The organism is Aeromonas sp. FDAARGOS 1402 (genome assembly GCF_019046925.1).
Classification (GTDB): Bacteria; Pseudomonadota; Gammaproteobacteria; order Enterobacterales; family Aeromonadaceae; genus Aeromonas; species Aeromonas caviae.
Window position 1 is genome coordinate 2,981,122 of sequence record NZ_CP077201.1, and the last position, 26,815, is coordinate 3,007,936.

At 61.4% G+C, this 26,815-nt stretch carries 28 protein-coding genes; 16 read left to right on the top strand and 12 right to left on the bottom strand.

Features of this window, described 5'->3' with window-relative positions; translation table 11 throughout:
- Positions 1 to 183: 183 nt before the first annotated feature.
- Positions 184 to 2,031 (bottom strand): DUF3413 domain-containing protein, encoded by a 1,848-nt coding sequence (locus tag I6L32_RS14305; RefSeq protein WP_010674246.1) that lies wholly within the window; start codon positions 2,029 to 2,031, stop codon positions 184 to 186.
- A gap of 43 nt (positions 2,032 to 2,074) precedes the next feature.
- On the bottom strand, positions 2,075 to 2,302 hold the full coding sequence (locus I6L32_RS14310) for a YejL family protein (RefSeq protein ID WP_039038627.1): 228 nt from the start codon (positions 2,300 to 2,302) through the stop codon (positions 2,075 to 2,077).
- 73 nt (positions 2,303 to 2,375) lie between these two features.
- On the opposite strand from I6L32_RS14310, the gene yejK reads away from it, so the two are divergent.
- The 5 genes from yejK to I6L32_RS14335 all read left to right on the top strand — a co-directional run bounded on the left by yejK (position 2,376) and on the right by I6L32_RS14335 (position 8,841).
- The gene (gene yejK / locus I6L32_RS14315) at positions 2,376 to 3,425 is read left to right on the top strand and encodes a nucleoid-associated protein YejK (protein WP_039038628.1); all 1,050 of its coding nucleotides are present in this window, start codon (positions 2,376 to 2,378) and stop codon (positions 3,423 to 3,425) included.
- A gap of 395 nt (positions 3,426 to 3,820) precedes the next feature.
- Complete coding sequence (gene malE, locus I6L32_RS14320) at positions 3,821 to 5,002, top strand: maltose/maltodextrin ABC transporter substrate-binding protein MalE (protein ID WP_041212786.1); 1,182 nt, start codon at positions 3,821 to 3,823, stop codon at positions 5,000 to 5,002.
- A 73-nt stretch (positions 5,003 to 5,075) separates the two neighbouring features.
- Entirely contained in the window at positions 5,076 to 6,731 is a 1,656-nt protein-coding gene (gene malF / locus I6L32_RS14325; RefSeq protein WP_049637099.1) for a maltose ABC transporter permease MalF, read from the top strand.
- 12 nt (positions 6,732 to 6,743) lie between these two features.
- The gene (gene malG, locus I6L32_RS14330) at positions 6,744 to 7,634 is read left to right on the top strand and encodes a maltose ABC transporter permease MalG (RefSeq protein WP_010674251.1); all 891 of its coding nucleotides are present in this window, start codon (positions 6,744 to 6,746) and stop codon (positions 7,632 to 7,634) included.
- A gap of 70 nt (positions 7,635 to 7,704) precedes the next feature.
- On the top strand, positions 7,705 to 8,841 hold the full coding sequence (locus tag I6L32_RS14335) for an ABC transporter ATP-binding protein (protein ID WP_010674252.1): 1,137 nt from the start codon (positions 7,705 to 7,707) through the stop codon (positions 8,839 to 8,841).
- Between the two features lie 127 nt (positions 8,842 to 8,968).
- Here the strand turns inward: I6L32_RS14335 and ppk2 are convergent, their stop codons facing one another.
- Complete coding sequence (gene ppk2, locus I6L32_RS14340; RefSeq protein ID WP_010674253.1) at positions 8,969 to 9,799, bottom strand: polyphosphate kinase 2; 831 nt, start codon at positions 9,797 to 9,799, stop codon at positions 8,969 to 8,971.
- Positions 9,800 to 9,955: 156 nt separating this feature from the next.
- On the opposite strand from ppk2, the gene I6L32_RS14345 reads away from it, so the two are divergent.
- Positions 9,956 to 10,762 (top strand): alpha/beta fold hydrolase, encoded by an 807-nt coding sequence (locus I6L32_RS14345; protein WP_161646972.1) that lies wholly within the window; start codon positions 9,956 to 9,958, stop codon positions 10,760 to 10,762.
- Between the two features lie 61 nt (positions 10,763 to 10,823).
- Here the strand turns inward: I6L32_RS14345 and I6L32_RS14350 are convergent, their stop codons facing one another.
- The 3 genes from I6L32_RS14350 to I6L32_RS14360 form a co-directional block, all read right to left on the bottom strand.
- On the bottom strand, positions 10,824 to 11,633 hold the full coding sequence (locus I6L32_RS14350; protein WP_254203826.1) for a MipA/OmpV family protein: 810 nt from the start codon (positions 11,631 to 11,633) through the stop codon (positions 10,824 to 10,826).
- A 175-nt stretch (positions 11,634 to 11,808) separates the two neighbouring features.
- Positions 11,809 to 12,879 (bottom strand): AI-2E family transporter, encoded by a 1,071-nt coding sequence (locus I6L32_RS14355; RefSeq protein WP_029314318.1) that lies wholly within the window; start codon positions 12,877 to 12,879, stop codon positions 11,809 to 11,811.
- 22 nt (positions 12,880 to 12,901) lie between these two features.
- Positions 12,902 to 13,171: a sulfurtransferase TusA family protein gene (locus I6L32_RS14360; RefSeq protein ID WP_042880621.1), complete on the bottom strand. Its 270-nt coding sequence runs from the start codon at positions 13,169 to 13,171 to the stop codon at positions 12,902 to 12,904.
- A 127-nt stretch (positions 13,172 to 13,298) separates the two neighbouring features.
- Here I6L32_RS14360 and I6L32_RS14365 point away from each other — a divergent pair, with 127 nt between their 5' ends.
- Complete coding sequence (locus tag I6L32_RS14365; RefSeq protein ID WP_223918331.1) at positions 13,299 to 14,753, top strand: M48 family metalloprotease; 1,455 nt, start codon at positions 13,299 to 13,301, stop codon at positions 14,751 to 14,753.
- Between the two features lie 133 nt (positions 14,754 to 14,886).
- Here I6L32_RS14365 and I6L32_RS14370 read toward each other — a convergent pair whose 3' ends face one another.
- Positions 14,887 to 15,366 carry a TlpA disulfide reductase family protein gene (locus tag I6L32_RS14370; RefSeq protein ID WP_216944029.1) on the bottom strand — a complete coding sequence of 160 codons (480 nt, stop codon included), beginning with the start codon at positions 15,364 to 15,366 and terminating at the stop codon, positions 14,887 to 14,889.
- A 60-nt stretch (positions 15,367 to 15,426) separates the two neighbouring features.
- On the opposite strand from I6L32_RS14370, the gene arsC reads away from it, so the two are divergent.
- The 3 genes from arsC (at position 15,427) to I6L32_RS14385 (ending at position 17,467) form a co-directional block, all read left to right on the top strand.
- Complete coding sequence (arsC, locus tag I6L32_RS14375) at positions 15,427 to 15,777, top strand: arsenate reductase (glutaredoxin) (protein ID WP_010674260.1); 351 nt, start codon at positions 15,427 to 15,429, stop codon at positions 15,775 to 15,777.
- A complete protein-coding gene (locus I6L32_RS14380; protein ID WP_010674261.1) occupies positions 15,774 to 16,148 on the top strand; it encodes a DUF2069 domain-containing protein in 375 nt (124 codons plus the stop codon). The genes arsC and I6L32_RS14380 overlap by 4 nt, the downstream gene beginning before the upstream one ends.
- A 248-nt stretch (positions 16,149 to 16,396) precedes the next feature.
- Positions 16,397 to 17,467, top strand: coding sequence for a linear amide C-N hydrolase (locus I6L32_RS14385; protein WP_216944030.1), 1,071 nt, complete (start codon positions 16,397 to 16,399; stop codon positions 17,465 to 17,467).
- Between the two features lie 38 nt (positions 17,468 to 17,505).
- On the opposite strand, the gene I6L32_RS14390 is transcribed toward I6L32_RS14385, so the two are convergent.
- Together I6L32_RS14390 and I6L32_RS14395 are read right to left on the bottom strand one after the other, a co-directional pair.
- Entirely contained in the window at positions 17,506 to 18,117 is a 612-nt protein-coding gene (locus tag I6L32_RS14390; RefSeq protein WP_216944031.1) for an ACP phosphodiesterase, read from the bottom strand.
- Positions 18,114 to 18,437 (bottom strand): hypothetical protein, encoded by a 324-nt coding sequence (locus I6L32_RS14395; RefSeq protein ID WP_029314324.1) that lies wholly within the window; start codon positions 18,435 to 18,437, stop codon positions 18,114 to 18,116. The genes I6L32_RS14390 and I6L32_RS14395 overlap by 4 nt, the downstream gene beginning before the upstream one ends.
- A 65-nt stretch (positions 18,438 to 18,502) precedes the next feature.
- Here I6L32_RS14395 and I6L32_RS14400 point away from each other — a divergent pair, with 65 nt between their 5' ends.
- Together I6L32_RS14400 and iadA are read left to right on the top strand one after the other, a co-directional pair.
- The gene (locus I6L32_RS14400) at positions 18,503 to 19,282 is read left to right on the top strand and encodes an ABC transporter substrate-binding protein (protein WP_048207371.1); all 780 of its coding nucleotides are present in this window, start codon (positions 18,503 to 18,505) and stop codon (positions 19,280 to 19,282) included.
- A 58-nt stretch (positions 19,283 to 19,340) separates the two neighbouring features.
- On the top strand, positions 19,341 to 20,471 hold the full coding sequence (gene iadA, locus I6L32_RS14405) for a beta-aspartyl-peptidase (protein ID WP_041215457.1): 1,131 nt from the start codon (positions 19,341 to 19,343) through the stop codon (positions 20,469 to 20,471).
- Between the two features lie 81 nt (positions 20,472 to 20,552).
- Here the strand turns inward: iadA and I6L32_RS14410 are convergent, their stop codons facing one another.
- Complete coding sequence (locus I6L32_RS14410; protein ID WP_041215456.1) at positions 20,553 to 21,455, bottom strand: lysine exporter LysO family protein; 903 nt, start codon at positions 21,453 to 21,455, stop codon at positions 20,553 to 20,555.
- Positions 21,456 to 21,987: 532 nt separating this feature from the next.
- On the opposite strand from I6L32_RS14410, the gene I6L32_RS14415 reads away from it, so the two are divergent.
- The 4 genes from I6L32_RS14415 (at position 21,988) to I6L32_RS14430 (ending at position 25,139) form a co-directional block, all read left to right on the top strand.
- Complete coding sequence (locus I6L32_RS14415; protein WP_010674267.1) at positions 21,988 to 22,758, top strand: ABC transporter ATP-binding protein; 771 nt, start codon at positions 21,988 to 21,990, stop codon at positions 22,756 to 22,758.
- 65 nt (positions 22,759 to 22,823) lie between these two features.
- Entirely contained in the window at positions 22,824 to 23,597 is a 774-nt protein-coding gene (locus I6L32_RS14420) for an ABC transporter substrate-binding protein (RefSeq protein ID WP_010674268.1), read from the top strand.
- Between the two features lie 105 nt (positions 23,598 to 23,702).
- The gene (locus I6L32_RS14425; protein ID WP_010674269.1) at positions 23,703 to 24,443 is read left to right on the top strand and encodes an ABC transporter permease; all 741 of its coding nucleotides are present in this window, start codon (positions 23,703 to 23,705) and stop codon (positions 24,441 to 24,443) included.
- A 3-nt stretch (positions 24,444 to 24,446) separates the two neighbouring features.
- Positions 24,447 to 25,139, top strand: a complete 693-nt coding sequence (locus tag I6L32_RS14430; protein ID WP_043156313.1) for an ABC transporter permease — start codon at positions 24,447 to 24,449, stop codon at positions 25,137 to 25,139.
- 57 nt (positions 25,140 to 25,196) lie between these two features.
- Here the strand turns inward: I6L32_RS14430 and I6L32_RS14435 are convergent, their stop codons facing one another.
- The gene (locus I6L32_RS14435; RefSeq protein ID WP_216944032.1) at positions 25,197 to 25,838 is read right to left on the bottom strand and encodes an energy-coupling factor ABC transporter permease; all 642 of its coding nucleotides are present in this window, start codon (positions 25,836 to 25,838) and stop codon (positions 25,197 to 25,199) included.
- A gap of 94 nt (positions 25,839 to 25,932) precedes the next feature.
- Complete coding sequence (gene pflA / locus I6L32_RS14440) at positions 25,933 to 26,775, bottom strand: pyruvate formate lyase 1-activating protein (protein ID WP_216944033.1); 843 nt, start codon at positions 26,773 to 26,775, stop codon at positions 25,933 to 25,935.
- Positions 26,776 to 26,815: the final 40 nt, after the last annotated feature.

Sequence of the window (26,815 nt, forward strand, 5' to 3'; positions counted from 1 at the left end):
TAAATGACAATCATTATCATTTTGTTTTTATGATATTGATCGAATTGAATTTTTTGAGAGTTAAATCAGTAAGGTGGTGGCATACGTTTGCGAATGACGCCATGAGAAACAGGAGGACGGGTGTGGTGCGGGCAAGAAAAAGCCCGCCATAGGGGCGGGCTCAAGGAGGTGGACTGGCGCAGATCAGGGGGCGCGATAGAAGCGATTGAGCTCGTTCATCACCTGGATCAGGGTGCCCATGTCCGGGGTGCCGTGCTTGATGGGGCGATAGGTGTCACGGTCCAGCAGCTCGAAGTCCCCCTGCTTGTTGAACTGGGTGATGGTGTTGCCCTGATAGATGGCGAAGTCATTCTGATCCCCCGCCAGCAGCCAGGTGCGTGTACTGGCTTCGAACAGGTTGCGCCCCGTGCTGTAGTCACGATAGGGGTTGCGTACACCCAGCATGTTCTTCATCAGGGTCGGTACCAGATCCAGGTGGCTGCTCGCCTGCGCCTGGGGCGCAGGTTCGGCACCAGGCCAGGCCAGCACCAGGGGGACCTGCACCTGATAGGTCGAGTAATTGCTGCCATAGCCCCAGCTGTTGCTCTGGGTCTCGTTGAACTCCTGACCGTGGTTGGAGGTGACCACGACGATGGTCTGATCATCAAGCCCCTGCAATTGCAGTTGGGTCAGCATCTGCTCCAGCAGTTGATCGGTATAGAAGACCGCGTTCTTGTAGCGGTTCTCCAGCTTCTGCAGGTTCTCGGGCCGATAGGCAGTGGCCGGGTTGAAGCGGGTCAACTCGGGCTGGAAGGGGCCCTTGATGCTGGCTGGCACCTGATAATCCCCCGGGCTAGAGAGATAGACCAGAGAGAACCAGGGTCTGTCCGCGGTGCGCGTGCCAAGCCACTGCTGCCAGTCATCGATGAGCCTGCGGTCATCGGTCTGGCGGGAGACGAAGACCTGCTTGCGCAGACCCGCAAGCAGACTTTGGCGATACTGCTTGGCATCTTCCAGTGCACCGAACAGGCCGAACTGGTAGTCCTGACGCAGCATCTCGTCGAACAGCACAGGGGGGCGCTTGTCGGCCCGGATGTCCCCGTAATAGTGGCCGGGCAGCCCGTAGAAGAGGCTGAACATCCCCATGGCTTCATCATTGCCACCACTCATGTGCTGGCGGAAATTGAAGTGGTTGTCCGCGTAGCGTTGCAGATTGGGCATGTTGATGTTGTTGAGCATGTCGGCTCGCAGGGAGTCGACCACCACCACCAGCAGGTTCTTGTGATCGCTGGGTGCGCTCACGCTGAGGGGGCGCAAGGGATAGAGCAGACGGTGCTCAGCGCTTCCCTGATCTTCGGCCTTCTTCTCATACTGCTCGAGGTCGAGCCAGCCATGCTTGGCCAGGAAGCTCCTGGCGGTCATGGGGTAGGAGAGGGGGAAGTTGGCCCGCTGCATGGTGATGGGTTGATACAGGGTCGCATCCGCCCAGCTGTTGACCAGATGGGTCAGGATGAAGCAGACCAGCAGGGCCAGTCCCACCTGATTGCCGTACTGGCGGCGTTTGCGCTTGTTGATCTTGCGCCACACATAGGCCGACAGCAGCAGTTGCAGCAGGAAGATGGCGGGCACCGCCACGAAGATGATGCTCCAGATAGAGCCCTCTTCGGTCTGCGCCTGATCCAGCAGCAGTTGCCACACCTGGCCATTCAAGTGGAACTTGAACAGCTGGAACACCTGGGTGTCGATAAGCAGCAGCACCAGAGCCAGGGTGGCGATGATGGATGAAATGAAGCGCAGCGGCTTCTCCCTGGGCAGGATGAAGCTCAAGGGGAAGATGGTCAGCAGATAGGTGACGAAGCTCAGGAACGAGAAATGACCTATCCAGCTGATGACGAGATAGGTCACGCCGAGCGTGGTCGACGGCCAGCTGATGGCGCCCAGGTAACGGGTCGAGATCAGCATGGCCAGGATGATGTTGAAGAAGGAGAACCAATGCCCCCAGGTGATCAGGCGAGAGACATTATCGCGATAGGGGTTGCCGGTTTCGACCATAATGATCCATCTGCTTGAAAAACATCAAAGAATGCGAAGAAACTCAGTGCGCATCGTGGCGATGGCCCACCGAGGCGGTGAGTGCCTGGATGAACTTCTCGGTGATCGCCTGGCGCTGGGCCGGGGCCATGCCGTTGATGATGTTGGTGGTCAGGTTGCCAAGGACCATCAGACTGAGATCCACCGGTGCCTTGTGTTTCTCCAGGGCGGTGATCAGGTCGTTCATCAGGGCGTCAAACTGCTCGTTATTGTACTTTGATACGATCGGCATAATCTTGGGTTCACCTCGGTTCAAAGCGCCTTATAATACTTCACCCTTTCGGCTAACACTATGGCTTTGTGACATGAGTCTCGATATCGACAAGATCATTCTTCACTCCCTGCGGGCGGGCAACGATGGCCAGCCCCACGCCGATACCCGCAGCCAGACCCTGCCTGCCGACGAGGCGGTACAAGGGCTGATGGCGGAGCTGCATCGCATCTACAACGGCAAGGGGGGAAAGGGCTTTGGCTTCTTCGCCGATCCCGAGGCCGCCGTCGCCGAGCTGGCGGAGGGGGAAGACGCCCCCAAGCAGCCTTCCCCCGCCTTTCGCATCGCCCTGGAGCAGCTGCTGGCGGAGCAGACCGAGTTCGTCCCCTTTTCCGTCAACCTGACCCAGATGCTGGTCAAGCAGCTGGTGGAGCATGCCCTGGACGAGCAAGGGGTGTTGCTGATTGCCAAGTACAACTATGTGGGGGTGGATTACCTGATGATCGCCCTGCTGGAAGGCAAGGAGAGCGTCACCGTGAGCGAGGCGCTGGAGCTGCGCCACATCCAGTACCTGGATATCGGCAAACTCAATCTGGTGGCCCGCATCGATCTCACCGAGTGGAAAACCCAGGGGGATTCGCGTCGTTATATCACCTTCAGCAAGGGCCGGGTCGGTCGCAAGCTGGGGGATTTCTTCATGGATCTGCTGGGGGCCCGGGAGGGCATGGATGCCAAGATCCAGAACAAGGGGTTGCTGCAGGCGGTGGACGATTACTGCGACAGCCGCCAACTCGAACCGGCCGAACGCAATGACTACAAGAAGCAGGTCTTCAAATATTGCACCGAGCAGGCCAGCGCCGGCGAGGAGATCGAGATCAAGGAGCTGTCGGCGGAATTGCCCGGTGATGGGGACCTCGATTTTTACAGCTTCATCGGTCAGGAGTACGAGCTGGAGGAGCGCTTCCCGGCGGACCGTTCCACCCTGCGGGGCTTGACCAAGTTTGTGGGCTCCGGTGGCGGCCTGACTCTGAGCTTCGAGCAGAAGTTGCTCAACAGCCGGGTCTTTTACGATCCCCAGACCGACACCCTGACCATCAGGGGAGTCCCGCCCAATCTCAAGGATCAATTGCTGCGCCAGTCGTAATGTGATCCAGCCGTCATTTCTTGCAAAAAGGCACCGGAGTCCGCTCCGGTGCCTTTTTATTTAAGGGGGTGATGTAGATGGAAACCACCTCAGTACTTTTGTTAACACATTGAACAAAATATCGGGAATGAAAGGGTTTTCAGTGGGGTGAAATCCCTTTCAATGACGTAAATTGATTTCCTTTCTGTAATTTAATTTCCATATCTTGGCAAAAATATGGGGATATCCCTTCCTAAGTCGCTGAAATAAGAAAATGTTTTCATAACTTTCTGGAAGAAAATACGTAATTGCATTTCAAAAATGCGAGGCGTGTCATGTGAGGCATTGACTGCTTGGGATAATATGCATCTGCACACAATGCTCTTACAGCGCGGAACTAATACAAGGAAAGGCTCATGAAAAAGAAATTGCTGTCATCCCTGATCGGTCTGGCTACCCTGGGCGTGGCCTGCTCTGCCACTGCTGCCATTGATGAAGGTCAGCTGACCATCTGGATCAACGGTGACAAGGGCTACAACGGCCTGGCCGAAGTCGGCAAGAAGTTTGAAGCCGAAACCGGCATCAAGGTCACCGTCGCCCACCCGGATCAGGTTGAAGTCAAATTCCAGCAAGCCGCCGCCACCGGCAACGGCCCGGACATCTTCTTCTGGGCTCACGACCGTTACGGTGAGTGGGTCAAGTCCGGTCTGCTGGTTCCCGTGACCCCGAATACCGCCACCAAGGCCAAGTTCGAGCAATTCGCCTGGGATGCCATGACCGTCGATGGCAAGACCTATGGCTACCCGGTCGCGGTAGAAGCCGTCAGCCTGATTTACAACAAGGATCTGTTGCCCAACCCGCCGAAGACCTTCGAAGAGATCGCCAAGATCGACGAAGACCTGAAGAAAAATGGCAAGCGCGCCATCATGTGGGCCTATGACACCCCCTACTTCAGCTACCCCCTGGTGGCTGCCAACGGTGGTTACGCCTTCAAGAAGACCGCCACCGGCTATGACGTCAAAGACACCGGCGTGAACAACGCAGGTGCCAAGGCCGGCGTCGGCTACATCTCCGAGATGATCAAATCCGGTCACCTGGAGAAGGGCATTGACTACGGTGTGATGGACGCCAAGTTCAACAAGGGCGAAGTGGCCATGATGATCAACGGTCCCTGGGCTTGGAGCAACCTGGACAAGAGCGGCATCAAGTATGGCGTAGCCCAGCTGCCGACCCTGAAAGGCAAGCCCGCCAAGGCCTTCGTTGGCGTACTGGGTGCCACCATCAACGCCGCCAGCCCGAACAAGGATCTGGCCATCGAGTTCCTCGAGAACTACCTGCTGACCGATGCCGGTCTGGCGCCGATGAACGCCGACAAGCCGCTGGGTGCCGTGGCCCTGAAGTCCTTCCAGAAGACCCTGGAAGCCGACCCCAACATCAAGGCCACCATGCTGAACGCCCAGAACGGCGAACCGATGCCGTCCGTGCCCGAGATGAGCCGTTTCTGGTCCTCCTTCGAAACCGCCCTCAAGAACATCACCTCTGGCCGTCAGGGTGTTGACGAAGCCCTGGATACCGCTGCCAAGCGTATCGTCCAGTAAGCATGCACTACCCGGGAGGCCTTCGGGCCTCCCACTCTCTCAATCTCTCTTGGCGCAATAAAGGTTAATTGGCATGGAAGTAGTACCTTCTATCGAATCCTATGCCGGTCCGAAGAAAGACAAGTACGTCTGGCTGAAATGGACCATGGCGGCACTGATCGCAGTGCTTAATGGTTATGCGGCCGTGATGATGTATGCCAGCGGCGAGTGGGTATTTGCCCTGCTCGATCTGGTGGTCGTCTCCGTCGGTCTCTATGTCTTCATGAACAAGAAGACCTATGCCCACCGTTATATTTTCCCCGGTGTGGCAGGCATGGTTGTTTTTATCATCTTCCCTCTTGCCTACACGATCGGCATCGCCTTCACCAACTATTCGGGATCCAACTTGCTCTCCCTTGAGCAGGCACGGGATTACCATCTGAAAAAAACCTACAAGGTGACCGGCGGTGAATTCGATTTCACCCTCCTGGGTGGTGAGAACAATCAGTTTCAGCTGCTGCTGAAACAGGACGACCAATCCTTTATCAGTCAACCCCTTACCTTGCTGAACAACAAGGCGCGTACCCTGGCCGTCCGTGAAGGACGGGTCCGTGACGAGCCCCAGGTTGTTCAGTTGCAACCCCTGGCCGGGGAGGCGACCGACAAGGCGGCACCCATTCGTGCCATCGTCGATCACCGCACCCACCTGAGTGCCCTGGATGTGGTACTGCCCGAAGGCAATATCCATCTGACCCTGAGCAGCCTGCGCAAGTTCGCCGCCCAGAAACAGCTCTATACCCAGCTGGTCGACGGCGCCGTGCTCAAGTCCGGCGTCATGATCAAGGACAGCAACCTGCTGCGTGACAACCAGAGCGGCGAGCTGATGCAGCCCAACGGTGACACCGGCTTCTACCAGTACATCGATGCGGAAGGTCACTTCGTCGGCAAGGGCATTGCCCCCGGTTTCGTGGTGAGCGTGGGTTGGAAAAACTTCATGCGCATCATGACGGACCCGGGTATCCAGAGTCCCTTCATGCAGATCTTCGTCTGGACCGTGATCTTCTCCGCCTGTTCGGTGGCGTTCACCCTGGCGATTGGCATGGTGTTGGCGTGTCTGGTGCAGTGGGAGCAGCTCAGGGGGCGTGGTTTCTACCGGGTCATGCTGATCCTGCCCTATGCGATACCGGCGTTCATCTCCATCCTGGTGTTCAAGGGCTTGTTCAACCAGAACTTCGGTGAAATCAACCTGTTCCTGGAAGCGGCCTTCGGCATCAAGCCGGACTGGTACACCAATCCCTTCCTGGCCAAGGTGATGATCCTCATCGTCAACACCTGGCTCGGTTACCCCTACATGATGATCCTCTGCATGGGCCTGCTCAAGGCGATTCCGGAAGATCTCTACGAGGCGTCTGCCATGGACGGGGCGGGGCCGGTACAGAACTTCTTCAAGATCACCGTACCGCTCTTGATGAAGCCGCTGACACCGCTGTTGATTGCATCCTTTGCCTTCAACTTCAACAACTTCGTACTTATCCAGTTGTTGACGAACGGGGCGCCGGACATCATCGGGGCCACCACGCCGGCCGGGACCACCGACTTGCTGGTGAGCTACACCTACCGGATCGCGTTCCAGGGCTCGGGTGGTCAGGACTACGGTCTGGCCAGTGCCATCGCCACCGCCATCTTCCTCATCGTGGGTGCGCTGGCCTTGCTCAACCTGAAATTGTCCAAAGCCGACAAGCAACTGTAAGGAGGCTTCAACATGGCAATCGTACAACCCAAATCAGTCAAATACCGGGTGTGGGCAACCCACCTGGTGATGTGGGGCTTCCTGGCACTGATCATCTTCCCGCTGATCATGGTCATCGCCATCTCGTTCCGTAACGGCAACTTCTCGGTGGGGGAGATCATCCCCACCAATCCGACCCTGGATCACTGGAAGCTGGCGCTCGGCATGTCCATCACCAACGCCGATGGCAGCATCACGCCGCCGCCGTTCCCGGTGCTGACCTGGCTGTGGAACTCCATCAAGGTGGCGGGCATCACCGCCCTGATGATAGTGGTGCTCTCCACCACCTGTGCCTACGCCTTCGCCCGTCTGCGGTTCCGTGGCAAGTCCACCATCCTGCAGGGCATGCTGATCTTCCAGATGTTCCCGGCGGTGCTGGCACTGGTGGCCATCTACGCGCTCTTCAACAAGATCGGTGACTACATCCCCTGGCTGGGTCTCAACACCCACGGCGGCCTGATCCTGGCCTACATGGGGGGCATTGCCCTGCACGTCTGGACCATCAAGGGCTACTTCGAGACCATCGACTCTTCCCTGGAGGAGGCGGCGGCCATCGATGGCGCTACTCCGTGGCAGGCGTTCCGCCTGATCCTGCTGCCCCTGTCGGTGCCCATTCTGGCGGTGGTGTTCATCCTGGCCTTCATCGGCTCCATCACCGAGGTGCCCATGGCCTCCATCCTGTTGCAGGATGTGAACAATCTGACCCTGGCGGTCGGGGCCCAGCAGTACCTCTATCCGCAGAACTACCTGTGGGGTGACTTCGCCGCAGCCGCCGTGCTGTCAGGCTTCCCCATCACGGTCGTCTTCCTGCTCGCCCAGCGCTGGCTGGTGGGCGGTCTGACCGCAGGCGGCGTGAAAGGTTAACGGTTCATGGCCGGGGGAGCTGGCTCCCCCCGTCATCACGATTTGCAAAGATTCAAGAGCGGAGCTCGACATGGCTGAAGTAGTACTCAACAACGTTCGCAAAAATTACGACCCGGCTGTCCACAAGGACACCCTGCGCAGCATCAACCTCGACATCAAGGAAGGGGAGTTCATCGTCTTCGTCGGCCCGTCCGGCTGCGGCAAGTCCACCCTGCTTCGGATGATCGCGGGTCTGGAAGACATCACCAGCGGCGAGCTGACCATCGGCGGGCGCTACATGAACGACGTGCCGCCGGTGGAGCGCAACGTGGGCATGGTGTTCCAGTCCTACGCCCTCTACCCGCACATGAACATCTACGAGAACATGGCTTTTGGCCTCAAGCTCAAGAAGATGGACAAGGAGAACATCCACAAGCGGGTGATGCGCGCCGCCGAGATCCTGGGTCTCGAGCCTTTGCTGGACAGAAAGCCCAAGGCCCTTTCTGGCGGTCAGCGTCAGCGGGTGGCCATCGGCCGCTCCATCGTGCAGCAGCCGCAGGTGTTCCTGTTTGACGAACCCCTGTCGAACCTCGACGCCGCTCTGCGGGTCAAGATGCGCATCGAGATCGCCAAGCTGCACAAGGAGCTCAACTCCACCATCATCTACGTGACCCACGACCAGGTGGAGGCCATGACGCTAGCCAACCGCATCGTGGTGCTGAGCCCGCTCAAGGGCGAGGCGGCCACCAACCTGGAGCAGTTCGGCACCCCCCTCGAGCTCTACCACAACCCGGACAACAAGTTCGTGGCAGGCTTCATCGGCTCCCCCAAGATGAACTTCCTGGCGGGCGAGCTGGTGGAGATCGGGGAGCAGGAGTGCGTGGTCAAGCTCACCTCCGGCGATACCGTGCGTGCCCGGGTGGATGCCCGTCGCGGCGCGGTGGGCGACAAGGTGGAGCTGGGCATTCGCCCCGAGCACCTGGTGCCGCTGGGTCATGCCCATGCCGACAGCCGCGTGAGCGGCGTGGTGCAGGTAGCCGAACACCTGGGGGCAGAATCCTTCGTCTACATGGACGTGGATGGTCATGACTTCACCGTCAAGGCGAGCTCCGACATCGACGTGGCCACCGGCCAGGAGTACAGCGTCGGCATCCCGGCCGAAGCCTGCTACCTGTTCGATGCCAAAGAGCAGGCGTTCCCGCGCACGGCCAAATATATCCGCGCCTGAGAGGGCGAGAGTGCCAGGTTTTCCTTTCTATACGTTCAATGCCTTTTGCCGGTCGCAAGACCGGCTTTTTATTGCCCGTCATCCGAGGCCCGGGTTCCGGCCAGCGGGTGCGGCTGGCCGGGGCCCGTCACTGTCCGTGCTTGTCTGACTCGAGGGCGGCGGTGACGTCCGGCACGAAGTGCTGGCTGGTGAGCGGAGGGCGCTCATACCCTTCGGTCTTGATGGGAGGCAGGGTGATGGGCTCGTAGTGGATCGCCTCGTAGGGCACCTTGCCAAGGAGGTGGGAGATGCAGTTGAGGCGGGCGCGGCGCTTGTCGTCGGCGTCCACCACGAACCAGGGGCAATCCTCGGTATCCGTGTAGGTGAACATGTCATCCTTGGCGCGGGAATACTCGACCCAGCGGGAGCGGGATTGCAGATCCATGGGGCTGAATTTCCAGCGCTTGATGGGAGTGTTGATGCGCTCCTTGAAGCGTTTCTCCTGCTCTTCGTCGCTGACCGAGAACCAGTATTTGATGAGGGTGATGCCGGAGCGGATCAACATCCGCTCGAATTCGGGGCAGGCGCGCAGGAATTCGCGATACTCGTCGTCACTGCAAAAGCCCATCACCCGTTCGACCCCGGCCCGGTTGTACCAGGAGCGGTCAAACAGCACCATCTCGCCCGCCGAGGGCAGGTGCGCCACGTAGCGCTGGAAGTACCACTGGGTGCGCTCCCGATCCGAGGGGGCGGGCAGGGCGGTGACCCGGCAGACCCGGGGGTTGAGGGGTTCGGTGATCGCCTTGATGACGCCCCCCTTGCCCGCGGCGTCGCGCCCCTCGAACAGCACCACCACTTTGAGCCCCTCCTGCTTGACCCACTCCTGCAACTTGACCAGCTCCTCCTGCAGGTGGGCGAGGTGATGTTCGTAGGTCTTCTTGTCCAGACGGGGGCGTTTCTTGCTCTTTTCCTTGGCCATCATCCTCTCCTTGGTGACTCCTCGTTGTGAGTCTCTCCAGCTTGCACCAGGCGGGCACCCCTGCCAAGGGTGGCGTGTTACACTGCCGCCTCATCAGCCGCTGGCAACAGAAAAACAGGAAAGCCAGTTTCATCGCCGCTGGCAACAGGAGAAAACATGAAGCAGTTTATGGAGATAGCGGGCCGCCGCATGGCCTATCTGGACGAGGGGCAGGGTCCGGCACTGCTCTTTGGCCACAGCTACCTGTGGGACAGTGCCATGTGGGCACCGCAAATCGAGGCCCTCAAGGAGCATTATCGCTGCATCGTGCCCGAGCTCTGGGGTCACGGGGATTCCGATGTGCTGCCCGAGGGGCCCTGCACCCTGGCGGCCCTGGCCCGGGATCATCTGGCGCTGCTCGATGCCCTCGGCATCGACGAGTGCGTGCTGGTGGGGCTCTCCATCGGTGGCATGTGGGGCGTGGAGCTGGCGCGCATGGCGCCTGCTCGCCTCAAGGGCCTGGTGCTGATGGACAGCTTCGTCGGCCTTGAACCCCAGATTACCTGCGAGCGCTATCTCGGCATGCTGGCGATGATCGAACAGGTCGGCGCCGTGCCTGCGCCCATCGCCGATCAGGTGGCGCCGCTCTTCTTTGCCCATCAACCGGACGCGGCCCTGATGGCCGGTTTCAAGGCCCGGCTGGCCCAATGGCCCGCCGACAAGGTGGCGAGCCTGGTGGCGGTGGGGCGCAGCTTCGTGACCCGGGAGGATCGCATCGACTGGCTCGAAGAGATGAGGCTGCCCGCACTGGTGATGACGGGGTGCGAGGACAAGGCTCGCCCTGTGCTGGAGGGGTATCTGATGGCCGAGGTGCTGGGGTGCCCGTTCAGGGAGATCCCGGGGGCCGGTCACATCTCGACCCTGGAGAACCCCGCGTTCATCAACCGGGCGCTCGCCGAATTTCTCGCCGAAGTGGCAGGGTGACGCTGCGCCGGATAGCCGTAAAAAAGGAGCCATGGGCTCCTTTTTTGTTGCCCAGTCGGGGCTACCAGATGTAGCCCACCCCGAAGCCTGCATAGAGTTCTCCCTGATGCTGGACGATGGGGCTGTCCGCGATGTCGTCGTCGTAGCGCTCGTAGTTGATGCCAAAGCCGCCAATCCAGTTGGCGCTGAAGCGATAGCTGCCGATGAGGGAGACCATGGGGGAGAGGGTGGTGCCCGTGTTCCACGCCGGCCTGTCCGCCCTCGCTTCGTCTTGCGAGACACCGCCGAAGTAGTAGTTGGCGAGGTTGTGGCTGCGCAGCATGACGCCGGCTCCCGGCATCAGCAGCAGGGGACCGCGGATGATGGGGAAGTTGGCCCACAGCATCAGCTCCTGACCGTTGCTGGTGCCGGTCACATCCGTGGTGGCCCGCACGCTCCAGAGGGCGTAGGGAGTGATGAGATCGGCCCCAACACCGGCCTCGAACTGCCCCTTGCGCTTCTCCATGCCATGGAGGAAGGGATCGTCGTCCGGGTCCAGGTTGCCAAAGCGCATCCGGCCGAAGGCATAGGTCGAGAGGTTGCCATTGCGGCTGAGGTAGTAGCGGGCCCGATCCCCCAAATACATCAGGTTGTCACCAAAATAGAGGGCCCCCGGGATGGGCATCAGGGTGTCGTCCTGGTGCTGGTAAAGGGCCTGACCGCCGATGACGGCCCCGCCCAGCACCAGCCCCTTGGGAATGGGGCTGTCAGGGCTGTCGCTGGAGAAGGCGCTGAGGGCCCCTATATCGAGGTCTGCCCGGACGGGAGAACAGAACAGCAGTGCCAGAAAGGCACCCAGAGAGGCATGGCGCAGGGCAGGGACTGGGGACATGACAGATCCTTGTCGGTGGGTGGGCAGTGGGAACGAATCAGACCGGCGTAGCAAGTCAAAACGGATGTCGGTTTTCAATTAAACCCGACAAGGCAAGCATGAGCCAGCGTCACGGAGGTGCTGCTGGTGGCCGGTATCTGGAAGGGGCGAGACCCGGCCTCGCCCCTTGCCAGGGTCAGGGGGCGGGGCGGGGGAGATCTTCCCGCTTGGGCCAGGCGTTGAGCACCGCTTTGACCAGGGTGGCGAGGGGAATGGCGAAGAAGACGCCCCAAAAGCCCCACAGACCGCCAAACACCAGCACGGCGATGATGATGGCCACCGGGTGCAGGTTGACCGCCTCGGAGAAGAGCAGGGGGACCAGCAGGTTGCCGTCGAGGGCCTGGATCACGAAATAGGCCACCATCAGCCAGGCGAAGTCGGGGGTCAGCCCCCACTGGAACAGGGCCACCATGGCCACCGGCACGGTCACCGCGGCGGCACCGATATAGGGGATGAGCACGGAGAAGCCCACCGCGACCGCCAGCAGGGCGGAGTAGCGCAATCCCATCAGGGCGAAGGGCACATAGGTGGCGATGCCGACGATGACGATCTCGATCACCTTGCCGCGGATGTAGTTGATGATCTGGTCGTTCATCTCCACCCAGACCCGGTTCACCAGGGTGCGGTTGCGGGGCAGGAAGCGGCGCAGGCCCCCCATCAGCACCTGTTTGTCCTTGAGCATGAAGAAGACCATCAGGGGCACCAGGATGGCGTAGATGAGGATGGCCACCACGTTGATGAGGGAGCTCAAAGAGGCGCTCACCAGTTGTTCGCCGCCGGTCAGGATGCGCTGGCGAATGTTGTCGATGATGGTTTCCACCAGGCTGACGTCGATGATCTCGGGGTATTTTTCCGGCAGGGTGCGCACATAGTCCTGGGCATGGGCCAGCATGGCGGGGGCCTCCTTGGCCAGGTTGACCCCCTGGCTCACCAGCGTCGGGATGAGGCCCAGCAGCATCAGGGTCGTCACCGTGATGAACAACAGCAGGACCAGGCTGGTAGCGACGGTGCGAGAGAGGCCGCCTCGTTGCAGGCGACTCACCGGCCACTCCAGCAGATAGGCCATCACCAGGGCCACCAGCAGCGGTGCCAGCAGATCCCCAAACAGCCAGAGCACGGCAAAGCAGAAGACCAGCAGCAGGAAGAGGGTGACGGCATCGGGGTCGGAAAAACGGGTCTGATACCAGCGCTTCAATACATCTAACATCGAGGCTTCCTTGAATGGCGGCTCACGGGGTGGGTGGCATGGGCTCGGGGGCGAGCAGGGCGTCCCGGGGGGGACGGGCAACGACGAGCAGCAGGGAGAGGCGGGCAGCTGACTCTTCCCGGGTCTGGACATGGTGACCCTGACGGCGCAGATAGGCGGGAATGTCCTGCCGGGAGCCTGCATCCCCGAGCTGGATGCACACGGATTGACCGGGCCGGGCCTGGCGCAACCAGAGCTTGAGCCGGATGAGGGGCTCGGGACAACGCCAGGGGGTCAGGTCGAGCTGTTCCATGAGAACTCCATCGCGTGCGTGGCGGTCATTATGGCCGTGATGAGAGGATGAAACAACGCTTGTGGGCCTTGAATGGCAAGGGTATTCTGCCGATGCCCGCTGGGGTCTGATTGGAGATAGAGATAACGTGGCACGTTTTTCCCCCCTGATAGCATCGCTTCCCCTGTTGGTCACCCTGATGGGGGCGACCTTCCACGCCCAGGGGAGCAACCAGTTGCCCGACATCGGTACCGCCGGGGTCGCCGCACTGCCCATCGAGCAGGAGGTGCGCTACGGCAACGCCTTCATGCGTTTTGCCCGGGCGGGCCTGCCCATCATCGATGACCCCGTGCTGAACGAATACATCGACGATCTGGGCCAGCGGCTGCTGACCAATGCCGACGGGGTGCGCTTCCCGTTCACCTTCTTCCTCATCAACGATCCCAGCATCAACGCGGCGGCCTTCCTCGGTGGCCGGGTCAAGGTGCACACCGGCCTCTTCCTCTACGCCGAGAGCGAGAGCGAGCTGGCCTCGGTACTGGCCCACGAAATCACCCACGTGACCCAGCGTCACATCGCCCGTTACATGGAGGCACAGGCGAGCAGCTCCGCCATGACCCTGGCCGGCCTGGTGGGCTCCATTGCACTCGCGGTGATCAACCCCACCGCCGGCATCGCGGCCTTGCAGACCACGCTTGGCTTGTCGATGCAGTCGGCCATCAACTACACCCGGGACAACGAATACGAGGCGGATCGCATCGGCATGAAGACGCTGTATGACGCCGGGTTCGATCCCATGGGCATGGCCAACTTCTTCCAGAAGCTGGCGGCGGAGTACCGCTACGCCAGCAAGCCGCCGGAGATGCTGCTGACTCACCCCCTGCCGGAGACCCGGATCAGCGAAGCCCGTGCCCGGGCCGGGAGTTATGGCGCGCGCGCCCTGCCGCCGAGCCTGGACTTCTGGCTGGCCAAGGTGCGCATCCAGGTGCGCTATGGCACCGAGACGCCCCAGGCGCTGCTCACCTACTTCGACAGCCGCCTGCAGAAGGGGGATTACCCCCTCAAGGATGCCGCCATCTATGGCAAGGCGCTGGCCCTGTTGCAGCTCAAGCGCACCGACGAGGCCGACACCCTGATGCAGGAGCTGGCGACCCGTCACCCGGAGGATCTCTTCGTGGTGGATGCCCTGACCGACATCGATCTCGCCAAGGGGCGCAGCGCCCAGGCCATCGCCAGACTGGAGCGCTTCCGCACCCGGATGCCGGACAACGAGGTGGTGGTGGTGAACCTCGGCAACGCCTATCTGGAGGGGGGCAACTACAAGAAGTCCATCGCCATCCTGGACCCTTATGCCCGGGAGCACGACGAGAACAGCCTGGCCTGGAGCCTGCTGTCGGACGCCTACCGCAAGGCGGGCAGGATGACGGACCTGCACATGGCACGGGCGGAGACCCTTTCCCTGCGCGGTGACTATCAGGCGGCCATCGACGAACTGATCGTGGCGCGGGGCACCACCAGCGACAAGCTGACCCTGGCCCGCATCGAGGCGCGCATCACCCAGCTGGAGCGGGCCAAGAAGGATCTGGACAGCCTCAAGGGCTGAGTCCGGAGCGGGTTGATGGCAGGCGGGGTGCTCCTTTGGGGGCACCCCGCCTTGTTTTGCAGGCTAAAATAGGGCCTTTCATCGGTTTCAACGCATCTTGATGATGAAGAAATGAATGTGATGGATGGCTCTGCTATTGGGCGCTCGCCAGGCGGCGTTTTATCTCGCCTATCTTCTGCTCGTCCAGCTCCCCCACCAGGGTCTCCAGCAGCGTGCCCCTGGCATCGAGCAGATAGCTGGTGGGCAGCGCCCCGGGCCTTGGGAACGGGAGGCGGGCGTCGTCATCCGGGATCATCAGGGGAACCCTGATGGCGTGGCGCTGTGCCAGCTCGGTCAGTTCGGTGGGGGAGGCGGGGTCATAGTTGATGGCGATCACCCGGATCTGGCCTTCCTGGTGCAATGTTGCCAGCAGGGGCATCTCCCGCAGGCAGGGGGCGCACCAGGGGGCGAAGTAGTTGACCAGCAGCGGCTTGCCACCGAGATCCGCGAGGCTGACCTTCTTTCCCGCGCCGTCGGTGAAGTCGGGTGCCGGGCTGCAGGCCCCCATCAGGGTTGCCACAATCAGCCAACAGATCCGTTTCATTTCCATAGCCTTCCCGCTTACCCTGACCATCCGTTTCCCCTACAATAGCGCCATTTCTTGTCCCATCTTGCGATTAATCAGGGAGTTATCATGAGCGAGACCCAAATCTACCACAATCCGCGCTGCTCCAAGAGCCGTGAAACCCTGGCCTTGCTGGAACAGCACGGGGTCGCCCCCGAGGTGGTGCTCTATCTGGAGCAGGCACCGAGCGAGGCACAGATCCGCACCCTCCTGAGTCAGCTTGGCTTCACGGATCCCCGACAGCTGATGCGCACCAAGGAAGATCTCTACAAGGAGCTGGGGCTCGGCGAGGTGAGCGGCGATGACCTCATTCGTGCCATGCACCAGCACCCCAAGCTCATCGAGCGCCCCATCGTCATCAAGAACGGGCAGGCCCGCATCGGTCGTCCGCCCGAGCAGGTGCTGGAGATCCTCAAGTGAGCACCCGCTTCGCTCGCCTGCTGACCCTGGCCGGTTTTTTCGGCCTGCTGGCCTGGGTGCTGCTCTGGCATCTGTGGCTCTCGCCTCACCCGGACCTCAATCCCTGGCTGTTGCCGGTGATCTGGACGGTGCCGCTGCTCTTCCCCCTCAAGGGCATAGTGCAGGGCAATCCCTACACCCACGCCTGGGGCAATTTCGTGCTGATGCCCTACTTCCTGCACGCCCTGACCCTGATCACCACGGATGAGGGGGAGCGGTGGCTGGCGGTGGTGGAGCTGGTGCTCACCACCCTGGCGTTTGTGGGCACCATCTATTATGCCCGCCTGCGCGGCCGCGAGCTGGGGCTGAGTATCCGCAAGAAGGAAGGCTGAGCCCCTCCCTGTCCGCCTGCTGGCGGGCAGGGTATGTGTCTGAAACCGACGCAAGCCAGCGATTGGCATCTGGCGGTATCGCCCCGAAGTGGCTTGCTTATCTCTTTGATTAATTTATGGATATTGATCGCTGATTGGCAGGGTAGCACCTCTGTTGACAGATCTGTCACCTGGTTTGCCAGCCTCAGTCAGCCCCTGTTATGCAAAAAGGGGTATGCTTGTGTTTTCAACAGACTCGAGTGATCCATATGACAATCCTGCGTTCCCCCCTGTTGCACAAGACCCTGCTGGCCCTGACCGTCTCCCTCTCCGTCAGTTCCCTCGCTGATGCCTGTACCCGCGCCGTCTATCAGGGGGAGGGAGCGCTGGTGGTGACCGGTCGTACCATGGACTGGCGCAGCGCCATGCCGACCAATCTCTGGGCGCTGCCCCGTGGCATCGCGCGGGAAGGGGAGGCCGGTGCGCACTCCATGACGTGGACGTCGCGCTACGGCTCCGTGGTGGCGGCAGGCTTCGATGCGGGCACCGCCGACGGCATGAACGAGAAGGGGCTGGTGGCCAACCTCCTCTATCTGACCGAGTCCGAGTATGTGACCCCGAGCGACAAGGATCCGCGCAAGACTCTCTCCATCTCGCTCTGGGCCCAGTACGCGCTGGACAACTTCGCCACCGTGGCCGATGCGGTCGAGGCCCTCTCCAGAGATGAGTTCTATGTGGTGACCACCCTGACCCCGGATGGCAAGCCGGGCCAGCTACACCTCTCCCTCTCGGATGCGAGCGGCGATTCCGCCATCTTCCAGTACGTGGGGGGCAAGCTGCAGATCTACCACGACCGCAGTTATCAGGTGATGACCAACTCGCCGACCTTTGACAAGCAACTGGCTCTCAACGACTACTGGGAGGAGATTGGCGGTCTCACCATGCTGCCCGGCACCAACCGCTCGGCGGATCGTTTTGCCCGCGCCTCCTTCTATATCAAGACCCTGCCAAAGACCGACCAGGCCAACGAGGCGGTGGCCGGGGTGATGAGCGTGATGCGCAATGTCTCGGTACCCATGGGGATCAGCACCCCGGATCAGCCCAACATCTCCACCACCCTGTGGCGCAGCGTGGCGGATCAGCAGCATCGCCGCTATTTCTTCGAGCTGACCCATCTGCCCAACACCTTCTGGGTGAGCATGGACAAACTGGATCTCGCCGCGGGGGCCCCGGTGCGCAAGTTGCCCCTGACCGAGCAGCAGCTCTATGCGGGGGAGACGGCGGAGAAATTCGTCCCGGCCAAGGCGTTTCGCTTCCTGCCGGCCAGCCCCAAGGCCTGAGCATTCCCCCGATGACAACGCCCCGCTCGGGGCGTTTTTTATGGTGGGGATGAGGTGGCAGTGCGGTGGGCGGCGATCTGCGCCTCGCAAAAGCGCATCAGCTCCGGGTAGAAGTGCAGGAAGGCGTGCTCGGCCTCGGTCCAGCGAGCCTGATCCAGGGCGTGGAGCGCCTCCCCGAGCGGCACGGGGCGGCGCAGCCGACGACCGATGCCGTTGAGGGCCGCCCCCACCCCTTCCCGGTACAGGTAGGAGGCCAGCCAGTCCTGCTCGGCCATGTGCCGCAGGGCCATCGGCAGGCCCTGTGGCAGGCTGTGATGATCCAGGAGAAGTTGACCATAGCTCTGCGCCAGAAAGTGGGGCAGGGGGGCTGCGCTGAACCTCTGCCAGTGCTGGCTGAGCCAGTGATCGTAGAGCATGTCCACCACAATGCCGCCGAAGCGGCGCCAGGGGGGGTCGAAGCTCGCCACGGCGGCCCGATGGGCCGGGTGGGCATCGGTGAAGGCGTCTATCCTGCGGTGCAGCCAGATCCCCTCGTCGAAGTGGTCAGCCAGACCCGTCGGCAGCGGGCCCTTGATGAAGTCCCCCAGCAGGTTGCCGGTGAGGGAGCTGCCGGTATGGGCCGCCAGATGGAGGTGGGCGAGAAAATTCATGGGATGGGGCTCGCGTGCCTGGGCGTGAACGGGTGATCCGAGCCTAACGAATCGTGGCCGGATTGACCATGGGCAGGATGTTTCATCCCCAAGTCCCCTTGCCGGGCAAATTTGAGGCGTGGTAAGGTGCTTGCCATCTTTGTCACAGGACGCGACAAATCACCATGATGCGCAAAGCCAGAGGCTTTTTTCTGGCCTTCTACTTCAAGCCTTTCTATCTCTCCGAGTGGTTCGACGAATAGGTCGAGGCCCCGGAGCAGTTCATTGACGCCCATGGCGGCGTAATCCCGCTCATCTGCAATTTGCCGTTTGTTGGCCATCGCTTGCCTCTGCCTGCGATGCCTTGACCGCGCCTGTGCGCTTTTTATGTAATGGAGTACTCACGATGAAGACCACACTGACCCTGTCAGCCCTTGTTGCTGCCTGTCTGCTCGCCACCCCCGTCACCGCCAAGGAGTGGAAGACGGTGCGCTTTGGCGTGGAGGGGGCCTATCCCCCCTTCTCATGGACCGATGCGTCCGGAGAGATCAAGGGATTTGACATCGATCTTGCCAACGCCCTGTGCCAGCAGATGGCCGTCAGGTGCGAGCTGGTGGCCCAGGATTGGGACGGCATGATCCCGGCCCTGCTGTCGCGCAAGTACGACGCCATCATCGCTGCCATGTCGATCACCGACGAGCGGCGCAAGAAGGTCGACTTCACCGAGAAATATGCTCACATTCCCAACCGCTTCGTGGCGGCCAGGGGCACCGAACTGACGCTGACGCCGGAAGGGATGGCGGGCAAGCGCATCGGCGTGCAGCGGGCCACCACCCACGACAAGTACCTGACCGACAACTTCGGCTCCAGCGTCACCATAGTGCGTTACGGCAGTGCCGATGAAGCCTACCTCGACCTGAAGGCGGGACGGGTGCTGGCCCTGCTGGCCGACGCCTCGGCCATCGAACAGGGGTTGCTTGGCAAGGAAGGGGGCGACAAGTACGACTATGTGGGGCCGGCCCTGACCGACCGTCAATGGTTTGGCGACGGCATGGGGATCGCGGTGCGCAAGGGGGATCCGGATCTCAGGGCTAAGCTGAACGACGCCATCAAGGCCCTGCGCGCCAACGGCAAGTATCAGGAGATCAACCGGAAGTACTTCAAGTACGATATCTATGGCGGTTGATGGGTAACAGTCGGAGGGAGCCTGCTCCCTCCTTTTTCATGCAGCAAGGAGAGACCCCATGTTGACCCTGATCGAGGGTGCACAGATCCATAGTCCGGCCCCGCTCGGCCAGCAGGATCTGCTGGTGGCGGATGGCCGCATCGCCTGGATGGGCAAGGGACTGACGGTTCCGGTCGACTGGCCACTGACGCGGGTGGACGCTGGCGGCCGCTATCTGGTGCCCGGACTGGTAGACCCGCTCGCCCATATCACGGGAGGGGGAGGCGAGGGAGGCTTCGGCTTTCGCACGCCGGAGCTCTCGGCAAGGGAAGCTCTGGCGGCGGGGGTTACCACGCTCGTGGCGGCCCTCGGCACCGACAGCCTGACCCGCAGCCCGGCCCAGGTGCTCGGCAAGGTACGCGAGTTTCGCGCCGCCGGGGTGAGCGCCTTCATGTACACCGGCTCTTACCACCTGCCGGTCAAGACCCTCACCGGCACGGTGGAGTCGGACATCATGCTGATCCCCGAGGTGCTGGGGGTGGGGGAGGTGGCCATCAGCGATCACAGGTCCAGCGCCCCCACCCACGACGAGCTGGCGCGGCTGGCGAGCGAGGCGCGGGTGGCCGGGCTGTTGTCGGGTAAAAGTGGCGTCAGCTTCTTTCACCTGGGGGATGGCCGCGGGGCGCTGGCGCCCCTGCGGGCGTTGCGGGACGGCACCGACATCCCGCAACGCCAGCTCTACCCCACCCACTGCAACCGCAACCCCTGGCTCTTTGCCGAGGCCATCGAGTGGGGTCGGGCAGGCGGCTGGGTCGACCTCACCACGTCGAGCTTCCCGGATCTGCTGGATGACGGGGAGCGGCTCGCGGCCGACGCCCTGGTGGCGTTGCTGGCGGCGGGCGTGCCCGTGGATCGCATCAGCTTCAGCTCGGACGCCAACGCCAGTCTGCCGCGCTTTGACGGCGAGGGGCGGCTCATCGAGCTGCGCTGTGGCCAGATAGGGAGCCTGTGGCAGGAGGTGGTGGCGGCCTGCGGCAAGGGGGTGGCACTGGAGACGGCACTGGCGGTAGTGACGGCCAATCCGGCCAGGGCGCTGGGGCTTGCGAGCAAGGGTACCCTGGGGGTGGGGCAGGATGCGGATCTGCTGCTGATCGATCCTGATACGTTCGCCATCGAGCGGGTGATGAGTGGGGGGCGGTGGCGCACCTGAATACCGGCGCTTGTCATCCAGCCTGCTCAGTTCATCAAAAAAAGCCCGGCAGCAGTGCCGGGCTTTGTCGTGCCATGGGGTTCAGATGGCCAGGAACCCCAGGATCAGAATGGGGCCGAGCAGGCTCAGGATAAAGCCGGAGACGATGGCCACCGGCACCACCTGGATGCCGCCGGATTTCTGGATGACAGGCAGGGTGAAGTCCAGCGCCGTGGCGCCGCCGTAGCCGATGGCGGCGCTGGGGTGGCGGCGCATCAGCACCGGGATGATGAGGATGGCGATAAGCTCGCGCCCCAGATCATTGATGAAGGCGGCGGAGCCCAGCACCGGGCCCAGCTTGTCCGCTACCAGGATGCCGGAGAGCGAATACCAGCCAAAACTGGAGCTCATCGCGAGGCCATGGGCAAAGGGCATGCCGAGCAGCTGGGCGGCCAGCAGGCTGCCGAGCCAGCTGCTGAGGATGACGGTGAGCGCGATCTTCATGCCCCAGGGGTTGAGCAGGATCTGGCGCAGGCGCATGCCGGAGTTGCGCATCTGGATGCCGATGAGCAAGAGCAGCAGCATCAGGGCCCACTCGCTCAACTTGTCGATGGGCAGGGCGCGCAGGTCTACCACCAGCCCCAGCAAGACGCCCCCCAGCACCACGAAACAGAGTTGGAGGGATTCCCATAACAGGTGCAGCTTGCTCGGCATCTTGCCGTCACTGGCCTCGTGGGTGGGGGGGCTGCGCTTGTCCAGCCACCACAGGGCCAGCAGGTTGCAGAGGGTAATGGCGGCGAGCATCACCCCTGCCACCTTGAAGATCACTGCCAGGTTGCTGCCCAGGTTCTCCACATAGGCCAGCCCCAGCCCCATCAGGAACAGGATGAGGTAGACCATCTTGCCCAGGGACTGGTTGACCAGTTTGATCAGACGGGCGGAAGAGAGGGGAACCAGATAGCCGATCACGAGCGGCAGCAGGATCAGCAACACATTGAGCAACATCGGGGCCTCGATCACAAAACGTGGAAAAACGGCACCTTATCACGACTTGTTGCACCTGTGTCACGGATCTGTGCATCAGCATGGCCCATACGGGACTTTTTTATCATATTGTTGTGTTTTTTGATGACAGTCGGCTCTGTATGCAAACGGGGAAAGAGGGCCACATCACCTGAAAAATCAATTTCATCCCCATGAAATGACGAGAGAAGGGGAATCTGCCCGGGTGAATAAAGTCCTTTGGGGTGACATCTGGCGGATATGGTGAAATATGCTTGCTACCAGTGCGCTGCGGGTATAAAAGAGCGGTAGGGAAGGTGCGACAAAAAATGGATTTTATGCAGACAAAGTGCTGAAAAATACTCAATAGGCCAATAAAAATACAGATAAAACACCAAATACCTCGGTTCTGTATTGTTTTTTCACTACCTCAATGATATTTTCGCTGAAGGTTGCCATCGGTTAACGTTTTGTTAAATGGACGATGGTGGAGTCACGCCGAAGCGGCGTCTAGGGACAGACAAGGTTGTAATGGATGAGCGACGTTGCCGCACTGGAAGTTCGTGATCTGCACAAGTATTTTGGCACCCACGAAGTGCTCAAGGGCATCGATATGACGGCCCACAAGGGGGATGTGATCTCCCTCATCGGCTCCTCGGGTTCGGGGAAGTCGACCTTTCTACGCTGTATCAATCTGCTTGAAACCCCCTCATCGGGCAGCGTCTCCCTCCACGGGGAGCTGATCCGGATGAAAACCAGCCGTTCCGGCGAACGCCTGCCGGAAGACATGCGCCAAGTGGAGCGTATCCGCAGCCGACTGGCCATGGTGTTTCAAAGCTTCAATCTCTGGTCCCACATGACCATCATGCAGAACATCATCGAAGTGCCCATCCAGGTACTCAAGGTGCCCCGTGCCGAGGCCATCGCCAAGGCGGAGCACCTGCTCAACCGGGTGGGGCTGTGGGAGCGTCGCGACTATTATCCCGGTCACCTCTCCGGCGGGCAGCAGCAGCGGGCTGCCATCGCCCGGGCGTTGGCGGTGGAGCCCGAGGTGATGCTGTTTGACGAGCCTACCTCGGCCCTCGACCCTGAACTGGTGGGGGAGGTCCTTGGCCTGATGCGCGAGCTGGCGGAAGAGGGGCGTACCATGATGGTGGTGACCCACGAGATGTCCTTCGCCCGCGACGTGTCGAACAAGGTGATGTTCCTGCACCAGGGGCGCGTGGAGGAGGAGGGCAATCCCAAGGAGATCTTCGCCCATCCCAAGTCGGAGCGATTCAAGCAATTCATCTCGTCCATCTATTGATGGACGGGATTCAATTTCAACCATCCGTACTTTCAACGATCGACGTGTTTATCAAGGAGAGATACATGAACAAGCTGATGCTGGCGACTGCCGTGATGACGGCCCTGTGTTCCGGTAGCCTGATGGCCAAGGAGTGGAAAGAGGTCCGGATCGGGGTGGAAGGGGCCTATCCCCCCTTCTCCTGGACCGAGCCGAGCGGCGAGGTGAAAGGCTTCGACATCGACATCGCCAACGCCCTGTGCGAAGAGATGAAGGTGAAGTGCACCCTGATCAAGCAGGACTGGGACGGCATCATTCCGGCGCTGCTGTCGCGCAAGTATGACGCTATCATCGCCACCATGGACATCACCGAAGAGCGCAAGAAGAAGGTGGACTTCACCCAGAAGTACCAGCACATCCCGGCGCGCTTCGCCGCCAAGAAAGGGACCGAGATCCAGCTCGACAAGGCCTTCATGGACGGCAAGACCATCGCCGTGCAGCGTGCCACCTCCATGGACACCTACATCACCGACAACTTCCCCAACGCCACCATCAAGCGCTACGGCACTGCGGATGAAGCCTACCTCGATCTGAAATCCGGCCGTGTCGACTACGTGATGGCCGACTCCGCCGCCATCAGCGACGGCCTGCTGAAGAAGGAAGGGGGCGATGCCTTCGAGTTCATCGGCCCGAAACTGACCGATCCCAAGTGGTTTGGCGAGGGTGCCGGCATCGCGGTGCGCAAGGCCGACAAGGATCTGAAAGAGAAATTCAATGCCGCCATCCTGGCCCTGCGTGCCAATGGCAAGTACAAGGAAATCAACGACAAGTACTTCGACTTCGACGTGTACGGCGAGTAAGCCGACGTCAGGCGAACAACGACAGGTTGATCCCGTCAGTAGTCATCGGGCCCGTTGCCTTCCGCTGGGAGTGACGGGCCCGATTGCGATGGAGCTGCATTGCATATGTTTGATTTGAAAGGATACGAAACCTCTCTGCTGGAGGGGGCCTGGATCACCCTGGAGGTGGCGCTTGCCTCCCTGCTGCTGGCCCTGGTGCTCGGCATGCTGGGGGCCCTGGCCAAGCTCTCTCCCTACAAGTGGGCACGCGGCATCGCGGCGGCCTACACCACCGTCATTCGCGGCATCCCGGATCTGGTGCTGATGATGTTGCTCTTCTTCGGTGGCCAGGTGCTCATCAACGGGATCTGCACCTGGGTCAACGAGGCCTACAACAACCACCTGCTGGCGAGCAACCCGAACCAGGAGTGGGTCTCCCTGCTGCCCGATTACATCGACATCAGCCCGTTTGCGGCCGGGGTCGCCACCATCGGCTTCATCTTCGGTGCCTACATGACCGAGACCTTCCGCGGCGCCATCCTGGCGGTGGACAAGGGGGAGCTCGAGGCGGCCCGTGCCTTCGGCATGCGGGCAAGCCAGGTCTTTGTGCGGATCCTCTTTCCCCAGATGATGCGCCACGCCCTGCCCGGGTTTGGCAACAACTGGCTGGTGCTGCTGAAAACCACGGCCCTGGTCTCCATCATCGGGCTCGATGACATGGTGCGAAAGGCGTCGCTCGCGGCGGGCTCGACCCAGCAGCCTTTCACCTTCTACATGGCGGTGGCGCTGATCTTCCTGGTCTTCACCGCAGTCTCTACCTCGGCGCTCAAGTGGGCCGAGCGTCACTACGCCATCAAGACGAGGTAAGCCATGGATTTCTCGATCATTCTCAAGGAGTGGCCCACCTACTGGGAGGGTCTCTATACCACCATCTGGCTGGTGGCCGCCTCGCTCATGCTGGGGCTCATGCTGGCGGTGCCCATGGGCATACTGCGCAACAGCCGCAACTGGTTGATCAAGGGGCCAATCTGGGCCTATATCTACTTCTTTCGCGGCACCCCGCTCCTGGTGCAGCTCTTCATCATCTACTACGGTGCCGCCCAGTGGGAGTGGCTCAAGAACAGTGCGGCCTGGACCCTCTTCTCGGAAGCCTGGTTCTGTGCCCTGCTGGCGTTCACTCTGAACACCGGCGCCTACACCGCCGAGATAGTGCGCGGCGCCGTGATGAACATGCCCAAGGGGCAGATAGAAGCGGCAAGCGCCTTTGGCATGACCCGCTGGCAGACCCTCACCCGCATCATCCTGCCCAACTCGTTTCGCCGTGCGCTGCCGGCCTACAGCAACGAGGTGATCTTCATGCTGCAGGGGTCGGCGGTGGCGGGCATCATCACCATCGTCGATCTGACGGGGGCCGCGCGGATCATCAACTCCCGCTACTACAGCCCGTTCGAGGCGTTCCTGACCGCAGGTCTGCTCTACATGCTGCTCACCTTCGTCATCGTCTGGTTGTTCAAGAAGTGGGAAGCCCGCTGGCATGCCCACCTGCGCCCGCGCAGCGTCTGACTGCCAGCAGAGAAAAAGCCCGCAACTGCGGGCTTTTTTTATGGACTACGGGCAGGTTCAGCGCCCCAGGTACTCCCTGTCGAAGAAGGTGTTGACCCAGTGGGGGCGATAGACGGCGAGCAGGGTCATGGTCATGCCGTTGAGGAGCGCCTCGGGGAAGAGCAGCAGCGGCCAGATGGAGAGGTAGTCGGCGCTGATGGTGTGCCAGGAGTAGGTGCCGCTCACCCCCATCAGCAGGGCGCTGGCGAGCACCTTGGCCGAGATGCTCAGCGCCCCCCCGAGAAATGCCGCCACGAACAGGTAGACGAAGAGGTGGCGAGGCAGCCAGGCCCAGCTCCCCAGAAACAGCAGCCAGCTGGTGGCCACCGGCAGGGCAACGCCGATGAGGGCCTGCCAGCCGATGTCGGCCAGGGGGATGACCCCGAAGTAAGCGAGGAGCAGCAGAGTGAGGCAGGGGGCGAGCAGGGCGAGGCGCCAGCCCAGCAACAGGGTCAGGCTGGTGAGGCCGAGAAAGTGGATTTCGAGCCCCTCGTGCAACCCGGCCCGCAAGGTCCACAGCGGTACCAGCACGATGGCGCCGCCGAGGCAAAGATGCTGATAGAGCGGGTGGGCGCCAAGGGTGCGCAGCAGGGAGGCGTTCAGACTGAAGGCGAGCAGCACCAGCCAGAGCAGGAGGGTGGCGACTTGTCCTTCACTCATGAGCTGTTCCCCCGGATGCGGCTGTCGGTGATGGCGCCGTGGCGAATGCCGGCGCAATGAAAAGAGGCCGCCCTCTGCCGGGCGGCCTCTTGTCTCAATACTTCACGTTGGGGTGATACTTGCCAAGGATGCCCTGGACCCTGTCCATGGTCTCCTTGCTGGGGGGCTTGATGCCGACCAGATCGTAGGTATCTCCCAGCACGTCCCACTTGTGCTTGCCAAGTTCGTGGTAGGGCAGCAGCTCCACCTTCTCGACGCAGTCCCCCAGCTCGGCGATGAACTGGCCGAGTCCTTCTGCGCTCTCGTCATCGTCGGACCAGGTGGGTACCACCACGTAGCGGATCCACATGGTCTGGCCGCGGGAGGCCAGGTAGCGGGCGAACTCCAGGGTGTACTTGTTGCTGACGTGGGTGAGGGGAATGTGCTTGTCGTCGTTGATCTGCTTGATGTCGAGCAGCACCAGATCGGTGTTGTCCAGCACCCGGTCGAGCAACTCGTCGTAGTGACGCACGAAACCGTTGGTATCCAGGCAGGTGTGGATCCCCTGTGCCTTGCAGGCGGTGAACAGTTCGGCGATGAACTCCTGCTGCAGCATGGCCTCGCCGCCGGAGGCGGTCACGCCACCGCCGGAGGCATTCATGAAGTGGCGATAGCTGGTGAGATCCTTCATCAGCTCGGGCACGGTGACCTCGCGGCCGCCCTGGGTGTCCCAGGTGTCCCGGTTGTGACAATACTTGCAGCGCATCAGGCAGCCCTGCATGAACACGATGAAGCGGATGCCGGGGCCGTCGACGGTCCCGCAGGTCTCGACGGAGTGGATCCGGCCAATGATGTCGGTAGTGCCGGTGTCGCTGGCTTCAACGGTCGGGATCCGCTGCGTGCCGGGGGTGGCAGGTCCCTTGGATTCAACGGCGGGGATCCGGTTAATGACTGACATAGACGACTCCAATGGTGCGGACAAGGTTCGAGCGGTCGTT